The 15223-nt window shown below is 68.2% G+C and carries 21 protein-coding genes and 1 pseudogene; 21 read left to right on the forward strand and 1 reads right to left on the reverse strand.

The genetic code is table 11. The annotated features are described in order from the left end of the window. Position 1: 1 nt before the first annotated feature. The 20 genes and pseudogenes from rplD to F8O04_RS12610 all read left to right on the forward strand — a co-directional run bounded on the left by rplD (position 2) and on the right by F8O04_RS12610 (position 10666). A complete protein-coding gene (rplD, locus tag F8O04_RS12515; RefSeq protein ID WP_158029729.1) occupies positions 2-703 on the forward strand; it encodes a 50S ribosomal protein L4 in 702 nt (233 codons plus the stop codon). After that, complete coding sequence (gene rplW / locus F8O04_RS12520) at positions 700-999, forward strand: 50S ribosomal protein L23 (protein ID WP_158029730.1); 300 nt, start codon at positions 700-702, stop codon at positions 997-999. Before rplD ends, rplW begins: the two co-directional genes overlap by 4 nt. A gap of 24 nt (positions 1000-1023) precedes the next feature. Continuing rightward, entirely contained in the window at positions 1024-1863 is an 840-nt protein-coding gene (rplB, locus tag F8O04_RS12525; protein ID WP_158029731.1) for a 50S ribosomal protein L2, read from the forward strand. A 15-nt stretch (positions 1864-1878) separates the two neighbouring features. After that, positions 1879-2160 carry a 30S ribosomal protein S19 gene (rpsS, locus tag F8O04_RS12530; protein ID WP_158029732.1) on the forward strand — a complete coding sequence of 94 codons (282 nt, stop codon included), beginning with the start codon at positions 1879-1881 and terminating at the stop codon, positions 2158-2160. A gap of 26 nt (positions 2161-2186) precedes the next feature. After that, positions 2187-2564, forward strand: a complete 378-nt coding sequence (rplV, locus tag F8O04_RS12535) for a 50S ribosomal protein L22 (protein ID WP_158029733.1) — start codon at positions 2187-2189, stop codon at positions 2562-2564. 2 nt (positions 2565-2566) lie between these two features. Then, positions 2567-3322 (forward strand): 30S ribosomal protein S3, encoded by a 756-nt coding sequence (rpsC, locus tag F8O04_RS12540; RefSeq protein WP_158029734.1) that lies wholly within the window; start codon positions 2567-2569, stop codon positions 3320-3322. A gap of 2 nt (positions 3323-3324) precedes the next feature. Then, positions 3325-3741 (forward strand): 50S ribosomal protein L16, encoded by a 417-nt coding sequence (rplP, locus tag F8O04_RS12545; protein ID WP_158029735.1) that lies wholly within the window; start codon positions 3325-3327, stop codon positions 3739-3741. Positions 3742-3744: 3 nt separating this feature from the next. Further along, positions 3745-4017 carry a 50S ribosomal protein L29 gene (gene rpmC / locus F8O04_RS12550; RefSeq protein ID WP_158029736.1) on the forward strand — a complete coding sequence of 91 codons (273 nt, stop codon included), beginning with the start codon at positions 3745-3747 and terminating at the stop codon, positions 4015-4017. Between the two features lie 2 nt (positions 4018-4019). After that, positions 4020-4310 (forward strand): 30S ribosomal protein S17, encoded by a 291-nt coding sequence (gene rpsQ / locus F8O04_RS12555; protein ID WP_158029737.1) that lies wholly within the window; start codon positions 4020-4022, stop codon positions 4308-4310. Positions 4311-4349: 39 nt separating this feature from the next. Further along, a complete protein-coding gene (gene rplN / locus F8O04_RS12560) occupies positions 4350-4718 on the forward strand; it encodes a 50S ribosomal protein L14 (protein ID WP_158029738.1) in 369 nt (122 codons plus the stop codon). A 3-nt stretch (positions 4719-4721) separates the two neighbouring features. After that, positions 4722-5054, forward strand: a pseudogene (gene rplX, locus F8O04_RS12565) (50S ribosomal protein L24); the annotation flags it as partial. Between the two features lie 149 nt (positions 5055-5203). Further along, a complete protein-coding gene (gene rplE, locus F8O04_RS12570) occupies positions 5204-5791 on the forward strand; it encodes a 50S ribosomal protein L5 (protein WP_158029740.1) in 588 nt (195 codons plus the stop codon). An 89-nt stretch (positions 5792-5880) separates the two neighbouring features. After that, entirely contained in the window at positions 5881-6279 is a 399-nt protein-coding gene (gene rpsH, locus F8O04_RS12575; protein ID WP_158029741.1) for a 30S ribosomal protein S8, read from the forward strand. Positions 6280-6285: 6 nt separating this feature from the next. Beyond that, positions 6286-6822, forward strand: a complete 537-nt coding sequence (gene rplF / locus F8O04_RS12580) for a 50S ribosomal protein L6 (RefSeq protein WP_158029742.1) — start codon at positions 6286-6288, stop codon at positions 6820-6822. Between the two features lie 2 nt (positions 6823-6824). Continuing rightward, entirely contained in the window at positions 6825-7196 is a 372-nt protein-coding gene (rplR, locus tag F8O04_RS12585) for a 50S ribosomal protein L18 (RefSeq protein WP_158029743.1), read from the forward strand. Further along, positions 7193-7912 (forward strand): 30S ribosomal protein S5, encoded by a 720-nt coding sequence (gene rpsE / locus F8O04_RS12590; RefSeq protein WP_225735054.1) that lies wholly within the window; start codon positions 7193-7195, stop codon positions 7910-7912. The genes rplR and rpsE overlap by 4 nt, the downstream gene beginning before the upstream one ends. After that, entirely contained in the window at positions 7912-8097 is a 186-nt protein-coding gene (gene rpmD / locus F8O04_RS12595) for a 50S ribosomal protein L30 (protein ID WP_158029744.1), read from the forward strand. The genes rpsE and rpmD overlap by 1 nt, the downstream gene beginning before the upstream one ends. After that, positions 8094-8567 carry a 50S ribosomal protein L15 gene (rplO, locus tag F8O04_RS12600; protein WP_158029745.1) on the forward strand — a complete coding sequence of 158 codons (474 nt, stop codon included), beginning with the start codon at positions 8094-8096 and terminating at the stop codon, positions 8565-8567. The genes rpmD and rplO overlap by 4 nt, the downstream gene beginning before the upstream one ends. Positions 8568-8702: 135 nt before the next feature. Continuing rightward, positions 8703-10064, forward strand: a complete 1362-nt coding sequence (gene secY, locus F8O04_RS12605) for a preprotein translocase subunit SecY (RefSeq protein ID WP_158029746.1) — start codon at positions 8703-8705, stop codon at positions 10062-10064. Next, positions 10061-10666, forward strand: a complete 606-nt coding sequence (locus tag F8O04_RS12610) for an adenylate kinase (RefSeq protein ID WP_158029747.1) — start codon at positions 10061-10063, stop codon at positions 10664-10666. The genes secY and F8O04_RS12610 overlap by 4 nt, the downstream gene beginning before the upstream one ends. A 66-nt stretch (positions 10667-10732) precedes the next feature. Here the strand turns inward: F8O04_RS12610 and F8O04_RS12615 are convergent, their stop codons facing one another. Further along, entirely contained in the window at positions 10733-11077 is a 345-nt protein-coding gene (locus F8O04_RS12615; protein WP_158029748.1) for a hypothetical protein, read from the reverse strand. A 158-nt stretch (positions 11078-11235) separates the two neighbouring features. On the opposite strand from F8O04_RS12615, the gene F8O04_RS12620 reads away from it, so the two are divergent. Then, positions 11236-15150 (forward strand): AAA family ATPase, encoded by a 3915-nt coding sequence (locus F8O04_RS12620; RefSeq protein ID WP_158029749.1) that lies wholly within the window; start codon positions 11236-11238, stop codon positions 15148-15150. Positions 15151-15223: the final 73 nt, after the last annotated feature.

The following is a 15223-nucleotide window of genomic DNA, read 5'->3' on the forward strand; positions in this document are numbered from 1 at the left end:
AATGGCTGCAACGATCGACGTTCTCGACGCCGCCGGTAAGAAGTCCGGCTCGGTCGAGCTCCCCGCCGAACTCTTCGACGCCCAGACCAACATCCCGCTGATCCACCAGGTCGTCACTGCTCAGCTCGCGGCCCGCCGCCAGGGCACGCACAAGGCCAAGAACCGTGGCGAGGTCTCGGGCTCCGGACGCAAGCCTTTCAAGCAGAAGGGCACGGGCCGCGCCCGCCAGGGCTCGATCCGCATGCCGCAACACACCGGCGGTGGCGTCGTGCACGGTCCGGTGCCTCGCGACTACGCGCAGCGCACGCCCAAGAAGATGATCGCGGCGGCGCTCCTCGGGGCGCTCAGCGACCGCGCCCGCGGCGACAAGCTGCACGTGGTCGAGTCGCTCGTCGCGGGCGATACGCCGTCGACGCGGGAGGCGCTTGCCACGATCCGTCGGTTCGGTGCCGAGCGCAACGTGCTCGTCGTGCTCGACCGCGACGATGACCTCGGCGCCCTGTCGGTGCGGAACATCCCGCAGCTGCACGGCGTGTACGCCGATCAGCTCAACGCGTACGACGTGCTCGTCGCGGACGACATCGTCTTCACCAAGGCCGCGTTCGACACCTTCGTCGAGCGCCGTGCCGGTCGTGATGACCGCAACGCCACGGCGCCCGCCGCGGATGCAGCTGACGAGGCCAGCGAGGAGGAGCAGGCATGAGCGGCAACAACAAGAACCCGCGCGACATCATCATCAAGCCGGTGATCTCCGAAAAGAGCTACGGCCTGATCGACCAGGGCAAGTACACCTTCGAGGTCGACCCCCGATCGAACAAAACCGAGATCAAGCAGGCCATCGAGCACATCTTCAGTGTCGAGGTCGCGACGATCAACACGTTGAACCGCCAGGGCAAGACGCGCCGCACGCGCTTCGGCTATGGCAAGCGCAAGGACACGAAGCGCGCCATCGTGACGCTGAAGTCCGGCTCCATCGACATCTTCTCGAACGCCGGCTAGTCGGAACACAGAGGACGAAGAACAATGGCTATTCGCAATTACAAGCCCACGACCCCCGGTCGTCGCGGCGCCTCGGTGTCCGAGTTCACGGAGATCACGCGCTCGACGCCCGAGAAGTCGCTGCTGCGCCCCCTGTCGAAGACCGGCGGTCGCAACGCGCAGGGTCGCATCACGACCCGTCACATCGGTGGTGGCCACAAGCGCCAGTACCGCGTGATCGACTTCCGTCGCCACGACAAGGACGGCGTCAACGCCAAGGTCGCGCACATCGAGTACGACCCCAACCGCACGGCTCGCATCGCGCTCCTGCACTACGTCGACGGGACCAAGCGCTACATTCTCGCGCCGGCCGGCATCAAGCAGGGCAACATCATCGAGCAGGGCGCCGGCGCCGACATCAAGCCCGGCAACAACCTGCCGCTGCGCAACATCCCCACCGGTACCGTCGTGCACGCAATCGAGCTCAAGCCGGGTGGCGGCGCCAAGCTCGCCCGCTCGGCCGGTTCGTCGGTCCGGCTCGTCGCAAAGGACGGCCCGTACGCCCAGCTGCGTCTCCCCTCGGGTGAGGTGCGCAACGTGGACGCACGCTGCCGCGCGACGATCGGTGAGGTCGGCAACGCCGAGCAGTCGAACATCAATCTCGGCAAGGCCGGCCGTAAGCGCTGGCTAGGCGTGCGCCCCACGGTGCGCGGCGTCGTGATGAACCCCGTTGACCACCCGCACGGTGGTGGTGAGGGCCGGACGTCCGGTGGTCGTCACCCCGTGAGCCCCTGGGGTCAGTCCGAGGGCCGCACGCGTCGCCCCAACAAGGAAAGTGACAAGCTCATCGTCCGCCGCCGCCCGACCGGCAAGAAGAAGCGCTAGCAGGAGGAGCAGAATATGCCTCGTAGTCTCAAGAAGGGTCCCTTCGTCGACGAGCACCTCCTCCAGAAGGTGCTGAAGGCGAACGACAGCGGCTCGAAGAACGTCATCAAGACCTGGTCGCGCCGCTCCATGATCGTGCCCGACATGCTCGGACACACGATCGCCGTGCATGACGGACGCAAGCACATCCCGGTGTTCGTCACCGAGACCATGGTCGGCCACAAGCTCGGCGAGTTCGCGCCGACCCGCACCTTCCGCGGTCACGTGAAGGACGACAAGAAGGGGCGTCGTCGCTAACGCGGCGATGTGAAGGAGGAACAAGCATGGTGGAGTCCATCGCCCGCGTGCGACACATCCGCGTGACCCCTCGCAAGGCCCGTCGCGTCGTCAACCTGATCCGCGGCAAGCAGGCCCTCGAGGCGCTCGCCATCCTGAAATTTGCGCCACAGGGCGCATCCGAGCCGGTCTACAAGGTCGTCGCGTCGGCTATCGCCAACGCGCGAGTGAAGGCCGACAGCGAGAACGCCTACCTCGACGAGCGCGACCTCTACGTCGCGACTGCATACGTCGACGAGGGCACCACGCTCAAGCGGTTCCAGCCGCGAGCGCAGGGCCGGGCCTTCCGAATCAACAAGCGCACGAGTCACATCACGGTGGTGCTCGCGACGCCAGAGATCGACGAGACCGAGGCAGGGGAGTAGTCATGGGACAGAAGATCAATCCGTACGGCTTCCGCCTCGGAATCACCACCGACCACGTGTCGCGGTGGTTCACCGACTCGACGAAGTCTGGTCAGCGTTACGCCGACTACGTGAAGGAAGACATCAAGATCCGCCAGCACCTCGCGAAGTCGCTCGACCGCGCCGGTGTCGCCCGGATCGAACTCGAGCGCACCCGTGACCGCGTGCGTGTCGACATCCACACCGCCCGCCCCGGCATCGTCATCGGTCGCCGCGGCGCCGAGGCCGAGCGCATCCGCTCCGAACTCGAGAAGCTCACGGGCAAGCAGATCCAGCTCAACATCCTCGAGGTCAAGAACCCTGAGGCCGAGGCCCAGCTCGTCGCGCAGGGCATCGCCGAGCAGCTGAGCGCTCGCGTGGCCTTCCGTCGCGCGATGCGCAAGGGCCTGCAGGGCGCGCAGCGAGCCGGCGCCAAGGGCATTCGGATCCAGGTCTCGGGCCGCCTCGGCGGCGCCGAGATGAGCCGCTCGGAGTTCTACCGCGAGGGCCGCGTGCCCCTGCACACGCTCCGCGCCAACATCGACTACGGCTTCTACGAGGCGAAGACCACGTACGGCCGCATCGGTGTGAAGGTCTGGATCTACAAGGGCGATCTGACGAACAAGGAACTCGCTCGCGAGCAGGCCAACATGAAGCCCTCGCGCGGCGACCGCAACGACCGTCCGCGCCGCGGCTCGCGCCGTGACCAGGCGCCGGCCACGGCAGGAGCTGAGGCATAACCATGTTGATCCCACGTCGAGTCAAGCACCGCAAGCAGCACCGCCCGAACCGCAAGGGTCAGGCGTCCGGCGGCACGCGAGTGTCGTTCGGTGAGTACGGAATCCAGGCGCTTACGCCGGCCTACGTCACCAACCGTCAGATCGAGGCCGCGCGTATCGCGATGACCCGCCACATCAAGCGTGGCGGCAAGGTTTGGATCAACATCTTCCCGGATGCCCCCCTCACCAAGAAGCCCGCCGAGACCCGCATGGGTTCGGGGAAGGGTTCACCCGAGTGGTGGGTCGCGAACGTCAAGCCCGGCCGTGTCCTCTTCGAGGTCGCGGGTGTTGACGAAGAGCTCGCCCGCGAGGCACTGACCCGAGCAATCCACAAGCTGCCCCTGAAGGCACGCATCATCACCCGTGAGGAGAGCGAGTAAGCCATGGCGATCGGTACCAAGGAGCTCGCCATTGACGAGCTCGACACCTTCGAAGACGCACGTCTGCTCGAGGAACTGAAGAAGGCCAAGGAAGAGCTGTTCAACCTGCGCTTCCAGGCGGCGACGGGTCAGGGCGAGGAGCGCGGCCGCATCAAGGCCGTCAAGCGCGACATCGCTCGTGTCTACACCGTCATCCGCGAACGCGAGCTCGGAATCCGGGCCACGCCCGAGGTCGTCGAGGCGCGCGCGAAGAAGGCCGCGAAGGAGGAGAGCTGATCATGACCCACGAGACAACTGCCACGGAGCAGGACGCGCAGCAGCGCAACTACCGCAAGACGCGTCGCGGCTACGTCGTGAGCGACAAGATGGACAAGACCATCATCGTGCTCGTCGAAGACCGTGTGAAGCACCCCCTCTACGGGAAGGTGCTGCGCCGGTCGAGCAAGGTCAAGGTGCACGACGAGCAGAACGCCGCCGGCATCGGCGACCTCGTGTTCATCACCGAGACCCGTCCACTCAGCGCCACGAAGCGCTGGCGCCTCGTCGAGATCCTCGAGAAGGCGAAGTAGGCCGCGCGCCTCGCGCCTTGTAGGTAAGGAACCAGACACATGATTCAGCAAGAATCCCGCCTCCGCGTCGCCGACAACACCGGCGCGAAGGAGCTGCTCACGATTCGCGTGCTCGGCGGCTCCGGCCGTCGCTACGCGGGCGTCGGCGATGTCATCGTCGCGACCGTCAAGGACGCGATTCCCGGCGGCAACGTCAAGAAGGGCGACATCGTCAAGGCCGTGATCGTTCGCACGATCAAGCCGACGCGTCGCGCTGACGGGTCGTACATCCGCTTCGACGAGAATGCGGCCGTCGTGCTCCGCACCGACGGTGACCCGCGCGGTACCCGCATCTTCGGACCGGTCGGGCGCGAACTGCGCGACAAGAAGTTCATGAAGATCATTTCGCTCGCTCCGGAGGTGCTGTAACCCATGGCGAATATCCGTAAGGGCGACCTCGTCGAGGTCATCTCGGGTGCTCGCGCCGAGCGCGGCAAGCAGGGCACGGTGCTCGAGGTGCTGGCCGAGCAGAACCGCGTCATCGTCGAGGGCGTGAACTACGTCACGAAGCACACGCGCATCGGCCAGTCGCAGCGCGGGAGCAAGACCGGCGGCATCGAGACCGTCGAGGCGCCCATTCACATTTCCAACGTCGCCCTCGTCGACCCCGACACCAAGGTGCCCGCTCGCGTGGGCTTCCATGAGGAAGAGGTCACGAAGGACGGCATGACCCGCACCGTTCGCACGCGCTACTTCAAGCCGTCGCGCCGGGCGGAGAAGCCGGCCAAGGACGACACCAAGGCCGACACGAAGAAGGCCACGAGCGACAGCGCGGCCAAGAAGCCCGCCAAGGCGAAGAAGGCCGACGCGGACGCTTCGGACGACACGGCCGCCGAGAAGGACAGCGAGTAACGATGACGGACACCGCGACGGTGGCTGGCAACATCCAGCCCCGGCTGAAGCAGAAGTACCGCGACGAGATCAAGCCCGAGCTGCTTGAGGAGCTCGGTTTGAGCAACATCAACCAGGTTCCCGGTCTCGTGAAGATCGTCGTCAACATGGGCGTCGGCGAGGCCGCGCGCGACGGCAAAATCATCGAGGGCGCGATCGCCGACCTCACCGCCATCACGGGTCAGAAGCCCATGGTGACCAAGGCGCGAAAGTCGATCGCTCAGTTCAAGCTGCGCGAGGGCCAGCCCATCGGCACGCACGTCACGCTTCGTGGCGACCGCATGTGGGAGTTCCTCGACCGCCTCCTGAGCCTCGCGCTTCCCCGCATCCGCGACTTCCGCGGTCTCTCGGACAAGCAGTTCGACGGCCACGGCAATTACACGTTCGGTCTCACGGAGCAGGTCATGTTCCACGAGATCGATCCGGACAAGATCGACCGCACCCGCGGTATGGACATCACCGTCGTCACTTCGGCGACGAGCGATGACCAGGGGCGGGCCCTGCTGACGAAGCTCGGGTTCCCCTACCGCGAAAAGGCGCAGCAGGCCTAGTCCTCCCTGCGCTGGGCAGCCGCCCAGCGCATCCACCACAGGTCACGACCCCGTGTACGGGGCGTGAAACCAGGCGAAAGGCACTCATCATGACGATGACCGATCCCGTCGCAGACATGCTCACGCGTCTGCGCAACGCCAATTCGGCGCACCACGACACCGTCTCAATGCCGGCGTCCAAGCTCAAGACCCGCATCGCTGAGATTCTCAAGCGCGAGGGCTACATCGCCGATGTCGCCACGACGCCGGCCAAGGTCGGCGAGACGCTGACGCTGACGCTCAAGTTCGGTCCCAACCGCGAGCAGTCCATCGGTGGCATCAAGCGCGTCTCGAAGCCGGGCCTGCGCGTGTACGCGCGCTCGACCGAGCTCCCCACGGTGCTCGGCGGCCTCGGTGTCGCCATCCTGTCCACCTCCTCCGGTCTTCTCACCGACCGCGAGGCCGAGCAGAAGGGCGTGGGTGGGGAAGTCCTCGCCTACGTGTGGTGATCGAACATGTCGCGAATCGGACGACTCCCAATTGCCATTCCCGCGGGCGTCGAGGTCAAGCTCGACGGGCGCGAGGTCACCGTCAAGGGCTCGAAGGGTGAGCTGTCGCTCACCGTCGCCGAGCCGATCGAGGTGGCGGTCGAGGACGGACAGGTCCTCGTCACCCGTCCCGACGACGAGCGCGAGTCGCGTGCCCTGCACGGGCTGACGCGCACGCTCATCAACAACAACATCATCGGCGTCACCCAGGGCTACACGAAGAGCCTCGAGGTCGTCGGCACCGGTTACCGCGTGCAGGCCAAGGGCGCGAACCTCGAGCTCGCGCTCGGCTACTCGCACCCCGTGTTCGTCGAGCCCCCCGCCGGCATCTCGTTCAAGGTCGAGGGCCAGAACAAGGTGACCGTCGAAGGCATCGACAAGCAGGCTGTCGGCGAGTGCGCCGCCAACATCCGCAAGCTTCGCCTGCCCGAGCCCTACAAGGGCAAGGGCGTGCGCTACGAGGGCGAGCAGATCCGCCGCAAGGCCGGAAAGGCTGGGAAGTAGTCATGGGACTCGGTACCCGAGGAAAGAGCAAGCAGGCCGCACGCGGCCGTCGTCACGACCGTCTTCGCAAGAAGATCGTCGGCACCGAGGTGCGCCCTCGCCTCGTCGTCACCCGTTCGACCCGTCACGTGTTCGTGCAGGTCGTCGACGACGCCAAGGGTCGCACCCTCGCCAGCGCGTCGACCATGGAGCAAGAGCTTCGTGGCATCGATGGCGACAAGTCGGCCAAGGCCAAGCGTGTCGGCGAGTTGGTCGCCGAGCGCGCCAAGGCGGCGGGCATCGAGTCGGTGGTCTTTGACCGCGGCGGCAACAAGTACGCAGGTCGTGTCGCAGCGATCGCTGACGGAGCACGAGAGGCAGGGCTGAACCTGTGACCGAGACAACGGAACAGAACGTTCCCGACAACATCAGCGACCGTCCCGTCGAGACGGCCGCCGCGAGCGAGTCCTCGCAGCGCGAGGGCGGTGGCCGCACAGACCGTCGCGGCGGCCGTGGAGATCGCCAGGGCGGACGCGGCGGCCGCGACCGTGGCGGCGACGACAAGAGCAACCCGTTCCTCGAGCGCGTCGTCACCATCAACCGCGTTTCGAAGGTCGTCAAGGGCGGCCGTCGCTTCGCTTTCACGGCGCTCGTCGTCGTGGGCGACGGCAACGGCCTCGTGGGCGTCGGCTACGGCAAGGCCCGCGAGGTTCCCCTCGCGATCTCGAAGGGCGTCGAAGAGGCCAAGAAGAACTTCTTCCGCGTCCCGCGCGTGCAGAAGACGATCCCGCACCCCGTCCAGGGTGAGGCCGCCGCGGGTGTCGTGCTGCTGCGGCCCGCGGCTGCTGGTACTGGCGTTATCGCCGGTGGTCCGGTTCGCGCCGTCCTCGAGTGCGCCGGCATCCATGACGTGCTCTCGAAGTCGCTCGGGTCGTCGAACACGATCAACATCGTCCACGCGACCGTCCAAGCGCTCAAGCAGCTCGAGGAGCCGCGTGCCGTCGCGGCCCGCCGTGGGCTCGACGTCGACGCGGTGGTTCCCGCGCGCATCCTGCGCGCTGAGGAGCAGGCCCGCGTCGAGGCCGCCGAAGCCTCGAAGGTTGGTGCGTAATGGCGAACATCAAGGTGACGCAGACCAAGTCGGTCATCAGTGAGAAGCAGAACCAGCGCGACACGCTCCGTTCGCTTGGGCTCAAGCGGATCGGCGACTCGGTCGTCAAGGAAGACAACGCCGTGAACCGCGGCTACGTCAAGACGGTCGCTCACCTGGTGAAGGTCGAGGAGATCAGCGAATGACCAAGAACGAAGAGCAGAACGAGAAGAAGTCCGTTCCTCAGCTGAAGGTGCACCACCTTCGTCCGGCGACCGGCGCGAAGACCGCGAAGACTCGCGTCGGCCGCGGTGAGGGCTCCAAGGGCAAGACGGCCGGCCGCGGCACGAAGGGCACGCGGGCTCGCAAGGGCGTTCCCGCGGGCTTCGAGGGTGGCCAGATGCCGCTGCACATGCGCACGCCGAAGCTGCGCGGGTTCAAGAACCCGTTCCGCACCGAATACCAGGTCGTGAACCTCGACAAGCTCGGCGAGCTGTTCCCCGAGGGCGGCTCGGTCACGCGTGACGCACTCATCGAGAAGGGCGTCATCAATCGAGGCGAGCTCGTCAAGGTGCTCGGCGGCGGCGAGATTGCGGTTAAGCTGAACGTTGCAGTCGACAAGGTCTCGGCCTCTGCTCAGCAGAAGATCGAGGCGGCCGGCGGTTCGGTCGAGTAGTCACGCCCGAGACAAGTCGGGTCTCAGGCGGGGGTCGGCGGAAGCCGGCCCCCGCTTCGTCACGTGAACGGCCTATCGTGGCCGTGCGCCGAGTTGCAGCCGGCGTCGTAACTTCAACGAAAGCAGGACGAGAGCGTGTTCAGTGCCATTGCGCGGGTGTTCAAGACTCCCGACCTCCGTCGGAAGATCCTGTTCACCCTGGCCATGGTGGCGATCTATCGCCTCGGGACCGTGATCCCGGGGCCGTTCGTCAACTACCCCAACGTGCAACAGTGTCTGGCGTCCGGCAGCACGACCGCCGGCTTCCAGGACATGATCAATCTGTTCTCCGGCGGCGCGCTGCTGCAGCTCTCGATCTTCGCGCTCGGCGTCATGCCGTACATCACGGCGTCGATCATCACGCAGCTGCTTCGCGTCGTGATCCCGCACTTCGATGCGCTCCACAAGGAGGGTCAAACCGGGCAACAGAAGCTGACCCAATACACGCGTTACATGACGATCGGCCTCGCGGTGCTGCAGGCCACGACGCTCGTGACGGTCGCTCGTTCCGGTGCCCTGTTCGGCGGTTCGACGAACCCGGCCTGTCAGAACATCCTCGACATGCTGCCGGCAACCGAGCCCGGCGCCGAGATCAACAACGTCATCCGCATGGTTCTCATGATCCTCGCGCTGACCGCCGGCACGACCGTGATCATGTGGCTGGGCGAGCTGATCACCGAGCGCGGCATTGGTAACGGCATGTCGCTGCTCATCTTCACCTCGATCTCGGCAACGTTCCCGTCGGCCATCGGCTCGATGGCGCAGGGTGACAGTGGCATGATCACGCTCGTCATGATCCTCCTGATCGGCCTGCTCATCATGATGGGTGTCGTCTTCGTGGAGCAGTCGCAGCGGCGCATCCCCGTGCAGTACGCCAAGCGAATGGTCGGCAGGCGCACGTACGGCGGCAACTCGACCTACATTCCGATCAAGGTCAACCAGGCCGGCGTGATCCCGGTCATCTTCGCGTCATCGCTGCTGTACCTGCCCATGCTCGTTGCGCAGTTCAACCAGACGCCCGACCCCGTGACCGGTGAGCTGCCGGGCTGGGTGACCTGGATCTCCAACAACTTCACGACCGGTGACCACCCGCTCTACATGGCGGTGTACTTCCTGCTCGTTATCGGCTTCGCCTACTTCTACGTCGCGATCGCGTTCAACCCCGAGGAGGTCGCCGAGAACATGCGCAAGCACGGCGGGTTCGTCCCGGGCATCCGAGCCGGTCGTCCGACGGCGGAGTACCTCAACTACGTGCTCACGCGCATCACGTTCCCTGGGTCGCTGTATCTGGGCATCCTGGCCGTGATCCCGCTCATCGCGTTGGCGACCGTGAACGCCAATCAGAACTTCCCGTTCGGCGGGGCATCGATGCTCATCATCGTCGGTGTCGGCCTCGAGACGGTCAAGCAGATCGACGCCCAGCTCCAGCAACGAAACTACGAGGGACTCCTTCGATGACCGCACGCACCGCAGACAACGCTGTCCGGCTTCTGATCGTCGGCCCCCCTGGTGCAGGCAAGGGCACGCAGGCCACGGGGCTCGCGCGCGCCTACGGTGTTCCCGCCATCTCGACGGGCGACATCTTCCGGTCGAACATCAAGAACGGCACCGACCTCGGTCTCAAGGTGCAGTCGATCATCGAGTCCGGCTCGCTCGTGCCGGACTCCCTCACGAACGAGCTGGTTCGTGACCGCATCGCGCAAGACGACTGCAACGGCGGCTTCCTGCTGGACGGCTACCCTCGCACCGTCGAGCAGGTCGACTTCCTGACCGACCACTTGGGGGCGTCGGGCGCCGCTATCGACGCGGTCGTGCGGCTCATCGTCGACACGGAGGTCGTGGTCGACCGGCTGCGGAATCGCGCGGTGAAAGAGGGCAGGGTCGACGACACCGAGACGGTCATCCGCAATCGCCTCGACGTGTACGCGAGGGAGACCGAGCCGATCGTCGCGATCTACGGCGACCGCGGCGTGCTCGTTGACGTCGACGGCGAGGGGCGCGTCGACGAGGTGGCGAAGCGCATCCTCGACAGCCTCGCCGAGCAGGGCGTGCGCCGGTAGCAGCGCGCGGAGCTCGCGAGACGACCGCGGCGGACCCGCCGCGGGGATGCGCGAGCTAGCCGCGAGCTAGCGCAGAGGCGCGGCGCCCTCCCCGGCGACCGGCGCGACCGGGATGCCGCTGCCGATCAGGCCGCTCGGCCCGGGGTCGTCGGTCTCGGTCGGACGCGGCGAGACGGTCGCGGTCGCGATTGGCGCCTCGTCGATGCCGTCAGGCGCCTCCGTCGGGTCGGCCGGCGCGGTCGTCACCGGCGGCACCCGCTCGAAGCGCTCATACAGGAGCCCCTCCATCAGGGGAGCCGCGGCGCATGCCGCGAGCAGCGCGGCGGTCACCGACGCAGCGGCCACCGCCGCGGCCAGGCGGCGCGCATTGGGGAGCGCCTGCTCCGGGCCCGAGGCGTTGCGGCGGATCATGCCCCGCATCGTACTCGCACCGCGCGCCGAGGAGGCGCGCGGTGCCCCGCCAGCGCGCAGTCGGCCGGGTAGTCTGCCGGAAGGCACCGGCGACCGCGCACCGGCCACGTCGGCGCCGGCAGCAGCATCCACCCGTCACCCGCCGAACCGGAGCCCGCATGCACCTCAAGAGCTTGACGCTCAAGGGGTTCAAATCGTTCGCGAACCCGACCTCGCTCGTGTTCGAGCCGGGTGTCACGTGCGTGGTGGGGCCGAACGGCTCGGGCAAGTCGAACGTGGTCGATGCCCTCGCATGGGTCATGGGCGAGCAGGGCGCCAAGAGTCTTCGCGGCGGGAAGATGGAGGATGTGATCTTCGCGGGCACGTCGACGCGCGGGCCGCTGGGCCGCGCCGAGGTGACGCTCACGATCGACAACGTCGACGGCACGCTGCCCATCGACTACTCCGAGGTGACGATCCGCCGCACGCTGTTCCGCAACGGCGGCAGCGAGTACGCCATCAACGGCGAGCAGGCGCGGTTGCTCGACGTGCAGGAGCTCCTGAGCGACACGGGGCTCGGGCGCGAGATGCACGTGATCGTCGGCCAGGGCCGGCTCGACAACGTGCTGCACGCGACCCCCGAAGAGCGACGCGGCTTCATCGAGGAGGCCGCCGGCATTCTCAAGCACCGCCGCCGCAAGGAGAAGACGGTGCGCAAACTCGAGGGCATGGAGGCCAACCTCACGCGCCTGAACGACCTCGCGACCGAGGTGCGCCGCCAGCTCAAGCCCCTCGGGCGACAGGCAGAGGTCGCGAGGCGCGCGCACGGCATCGCCGCGATCGCCCGGGATGCTCGAGCCAGGCTGTTCGCAGACGACGTGGTCCGTCTCCGCCGCGCGGTGCGGGAGGCCACGGCGACCGAGCAGGAGCGCGGTACCGAGCGCGCCGTGCTGAACGAGAAGCTGCAGCGCGCACTCGCGCGCGCCGAGCGCATCATCGCGGAGCAGCGGGGCGACGAGGTCGACCGGGCCCGCAAGACGCGGTTCGAGCTCGAATCGGTGCTGGAACGGATGCGCAACACGCAGATGCTCGCGTCGCAGCGACGCGGGCTCGTCGCCCAGCGCCTCGAAGCGCCCGAGTTCACCCCGAGCGTCACGCGTGAGGAGGTCGAGTCGGCAGTGAACGAGGCCCGCCGACTGGCGTCGGAGGTGGGCGATGCCGAGACCGCCTGGGCCGAGGCGCAGGAGGCGACCCGCGTGGCGCGCCAAGCGCTCGACGAGGTCGACCGGCAGGTCGCAGCGACCTCGGCGCTGATCGCACAGCACGAGGTGCGGCAGACCGAGCTCAAGGGGCGCGCCGAATCGGCCGCGGGGCGGCTCGCGTCGGTGCGCGGGGAGGTGCTGCGACAGACGAACGCCCGTGACGCCGCTCGGTCGCGGCTCGACGCGGCGGCGACCACCCTCGACGAGCTGCTCGCAACCTCGGCGCGCGGCGAGGCCGACTCGTCCGAGCTCGATGAAACCTACCGGGAGGCCGCCGAGGCCGTGACGCGCGCCGAGGGTGACCTCGAGGAGGCCCGTGACCGACTGCACAGCCTCGAGCGCGAGCGCGACGCCCTCGAGGCGCGACGGGCGGCGCTGGCACTCGCGGCGAAGACGCCGGACGGCACCGACGCGCTGCTCGCGGCCGGGCTCGTCGGCGTGCGTGGCACCGTGACCGATCACGTGCGCGTCGCCGAGGGGTACGAGGCGGCCGTCGCGGCGGCGCTCGGGTCGCTCGCCGACGCCGTGCTCGTCGACGGGGCCGCCGCCGGGCGTGGCGTGCTCGAGCGAGCGCGCGGCGAAAAGCTCGGACGCGTCGAACTCGTGGTCGATGTCGATGTCGATGTCGATGCCGATGTCGATACCGAGGACCGGGGCTTCGACGTGACGCCCGGCTCGGGCGCGACGCGGGCATCCGAGGTCGTTCTCTCAGCGCCGGCGGCCGTGCGCGCCATGCTGCGCGACGTGGTCGTCGTCGACGACCTGGCGGTGGCGGGCGCGCTGCTCGACGGGCCGTCCGGCGCGGCCCTGGCCCGTGCGGGTGCGACGGTCGTGACGCGAGAGGCCGACGTGCTGGCACCGCGCGTGTACCGCGGCGGGTCCGGCGGCGTCGGGCAATCGCGGCTCGAGCTGAGCGCCGACCTCGAGCGCACGGTTGCGCGGCTCGACGAGGTCACGCGCGCGCGTGACGCCGCGTCGATCGAGGTGGCCGAGCTGCGCGGGGCGCTGAGCGCAGCGAAGCAGGCGTCGACCGGGGCCCTGGATGCGCTTCGCGCGTTCGACGCCGATCTCGCGTCGCAGCGCGAGCAGCTCAATCGCGCGCAGGCCCGCAGCGACGCGGCGGTGGCTGAGCATGCCCGCGCCGTCACGGCACTGGAAACGGCAAGCGCCGGGGTCGGCGAGGCCGAGGAGCGTGCCGCCGCGGCGAAGCGAGCGTACGAGGAGCACCTGGCCACGCCACGCCCGACGCTCGAGGCAGGCGTGCGTGACGAGGCCGCGGCGCGCGTCGAGCGCGCCCGTGACGCCGAGGTCGAGGCGCGGCTGGCCGTCGAGACCCGCAAGGAGCGGGTGCGGGGCGAGCGTGCGAGGGCCGAACGGCTCGCGACCCAGCTCGAGGCCGATCGGGAGGCGGCTGACCGGGCGGCTCGCGAGGCCGTGCTCCGGCGCCGGGAGCTCGCCCGCATCGAAGCCGCGCTCGCGGTGATGCCCACCGTGCTCGCCTCGCTCGAGGGAGCGGTCGACGAGGCGCGGACCGCGCAGCATGACGCCGAGCGCGACCGCGAGGCGAAAAATGAGGAGCTGGCGGCGCTGCGGGCCGAGGAGTCGACGCTACGTCAACGGCTCGGCGAGATCACAGAAGACGTGCACGCGCTCGAGCTGGGGATCTACGAGAAGAAGCTGCAACTCAAGAACGTGCTCGATCGTGCCGCCAGCGAGCTATCGATGGGGGAGCAGGTGCTGGTCGCGGAGTATGGTCCAGACCGGCTCGTGCCGCGTGACGACGAGGCGCTGCGCTCGCACGCGGAGCGGGCGGCGGCCCTGGCCGCCGAGGCGGCGGCGCTCCGCGAGGACGATGACGCGTCCGCCGAGCCGGGGCTTTCTGCTCCCGAATCGCAGGACTCGCCAGCGCAGCCGGGCGCTCTGGGCCCGGGCTCAAGCCCGGGGTCCGCCGATTGGGGTGCGTCCGTCCGCGAACGGCGCGAGGCCGAGCTCGAAGGCGGGCTCGGCGACCTGCATGCGAGCGACGAGGAGCGCGCGGCCGCCGAGGCGACCACAGGTCCAACGGAACCGTCGCCCCACGATCAGGACGGGCATCCGGCCCATGGCGGACACGAGGGCGAGGGCGGCCGGCCGGCGAACGATGAACCCGAGGACGGCGTGCCGTTCGACCGCGCGGCGCAGGAGCGGCGTCTCGCGGCGGCGGAGAAGCAGCTTGCACAGCTCGGCCGCGTGAACCCGCTCGCCCTCGAGGAGTTCGCGGCGCTCGAGCAGCGGAGCGCATTCTTGACGGAGCAGCTCGACGACTTGCAGCGAACGCGGACCGACCTGTTGCAGATCGTCGATGACATCGACGAGCGGATGAAGACAGTGTTCGAGGCGGCCTTCGACGACACGCGCGAGGCGTTCCACGAGGTGTTCCCGGTGCTGTTCCCCGGGGGGACCGGCGACCTCTCGTTGACGGCGCCGGACGACCTGCTTCGCACGGGCATCGAGGTGAGTGTCCGCCCGGCGGGGAAGAAGATCGAGCGGCTCACCCTGCTGTCGGGCGGGGAGCGCTCGCTCGCGGCCGTGGCCTTGCTGATCGCGATCTTCAAGGCCCGGCCGAGCCCGTTCTACATCATGGACGAGGTCGAGGCGGCGCTCGACGATGCGAACCTGGGGCGGCTGTTGCAGGTGTTCGAGCAGCTGCGCGCGTCGAGCCAGCTCATCGTGATCACGCACCAGAAGCGCACGATGGAGATCGCCGACGCGCTCTACGGCGTCTCGATGCGGCAGGACGGCGTGAGCGCGGTCGTCGGTCAACGCATCGCCCGTGACGACGACGCGGCCTAGCCGAACTCCTCGTTCCCGACCGGCGAGGGCCCGCCACCGCGGGAGACGGTGACGGGCCCTCGTGCGCGGCGGC

The organism is Pseudoclavibacter endophyticus (assembly GCF_008831085.1).
Classification (GTDB): Bacteria; Actinomycetota; Actinomycetes; order Actinomycetales; family Microbacteriaceae; genus Pseudoclavibacter; species Pseudoclavibacter endophyticus.

Coding starts and splice junctions, on each gene's coding strand:
- rplD (WP_158029729.1), top strand. CDS start 2: ATGGCTGCAACGATCGACGTTCTCGACGCCGCCGGTAAGAAGTCCGGC.
- rplW (WP_158029730.1), top strand. CDS start 700: ATGAGCGGCAACAACAAGAACCCGCGCGACATCATCATCAAGCCGGTG.
- rplB (WP_158029731.1), top strand. CDS start 1,024: ATGGCTATTCGCAATTACAAGCCCACGACCCCCGGTCGTCGCGGCGCC.
- rpsS (WP_158029732.1), top strand. CDS start 1,879: ATGCCTCGTAGTCTCAAGAAGGGTCCCTTCGTCGACGAGCACCTCCTC.
- rplV (WP_158029733.1), top strand. CDS start 2,187: ATGGTGGAGTCCATCGCCCGCGTGCGACACATCCGCGTGACCCCTCGC.
- rpsC (WP_158029734.1), top strand. CDS start 2,567: ATGGGACAGAAGATCAATCCGTACGGCTTCCGCCTCGGAATCACCACC.
- rplP (WP_158029735.1), top strand. CDS start 3,325: ATGTTGATCCCACGTCGAGTCAAGCACCGCAAGCAGCACCGCCCGAAC.
- rpmC (WP_158029736.1), top strand. CDS start 3,745: ATGGCGATCGGTACCAAGGAGCTCGCCATTGACGAGCTCGACACCTTC.
- rpsQ (WP_158029737.1), top strand. CDS start 4,020: ATGACCCACGAGACAACTGCCACGGAGCAGGACGCGCAGCAGCGCAAC.
- rplN (WP_158029738.1), top strand. CDS start 4,350: ATGATTCAGCAAGAATCCCGCCTCCGCGTCGCCGACAACACCGGCGCG.
- rplE (WP_158029740.1), top strand. CDS start 5,204: ATGACGGACACCGCGACGGTGGCTGGCAACATCCAGCCCCGGCTGAAG.
- rpsH (WP_158029741.1), top strand. CDS start 5,881: ATGACGATGACCGATCCCGTCGCAGACATGCTCACGCGTCTGCGCAAC.
- rplF (WP_158029742.1), top strand. CDS start 6,286: ATGTCGCGAATCGGACGACTCCCAATTGCCATTCCCGCGGGCGTCGAG.
- rplR (WP_158029743.1), top strand. CDS start 6,825: ATGGGACTCGGTACCCGAGGAAAGAGCAAGCAGGCCGCACGCGGCCGT.
- rpmD (WP_158029744.1), top strand. CDS start 7,912: ATGGCGAACATCAAGGTGACGCAGACCAAGTCGGTCATCAGTGAGAAG.
- rplO (WP_158029745.1), top strand. CDS start 8,094: ATGACCAAGAACGAAGAGCAGAACGAGAAGAAGTCCGTTCCTCAGCTG.
- F8O04_RS12610 (WP_158029747.1), top strand. CDS start 10,061: ATGACCGCACGCACCGCAGACAACGCTGTCCGGCTTCTGATCGTCGGC.
- F8O04_RS12615 (WP_158029748.1), bottom strand. CDS start 11,077: ATGATCCGCCGCAACGCCTCGGGCCCGGAGCAGGCGCTCCCCAATGCG.
- F8O04_RS12620 (WP_158029749.1), top strand. CDS start 11,236: ATGCACCTCAAGAGCTTGACGCTCAAGGGGTTCAAATCGTTCGCGAAC.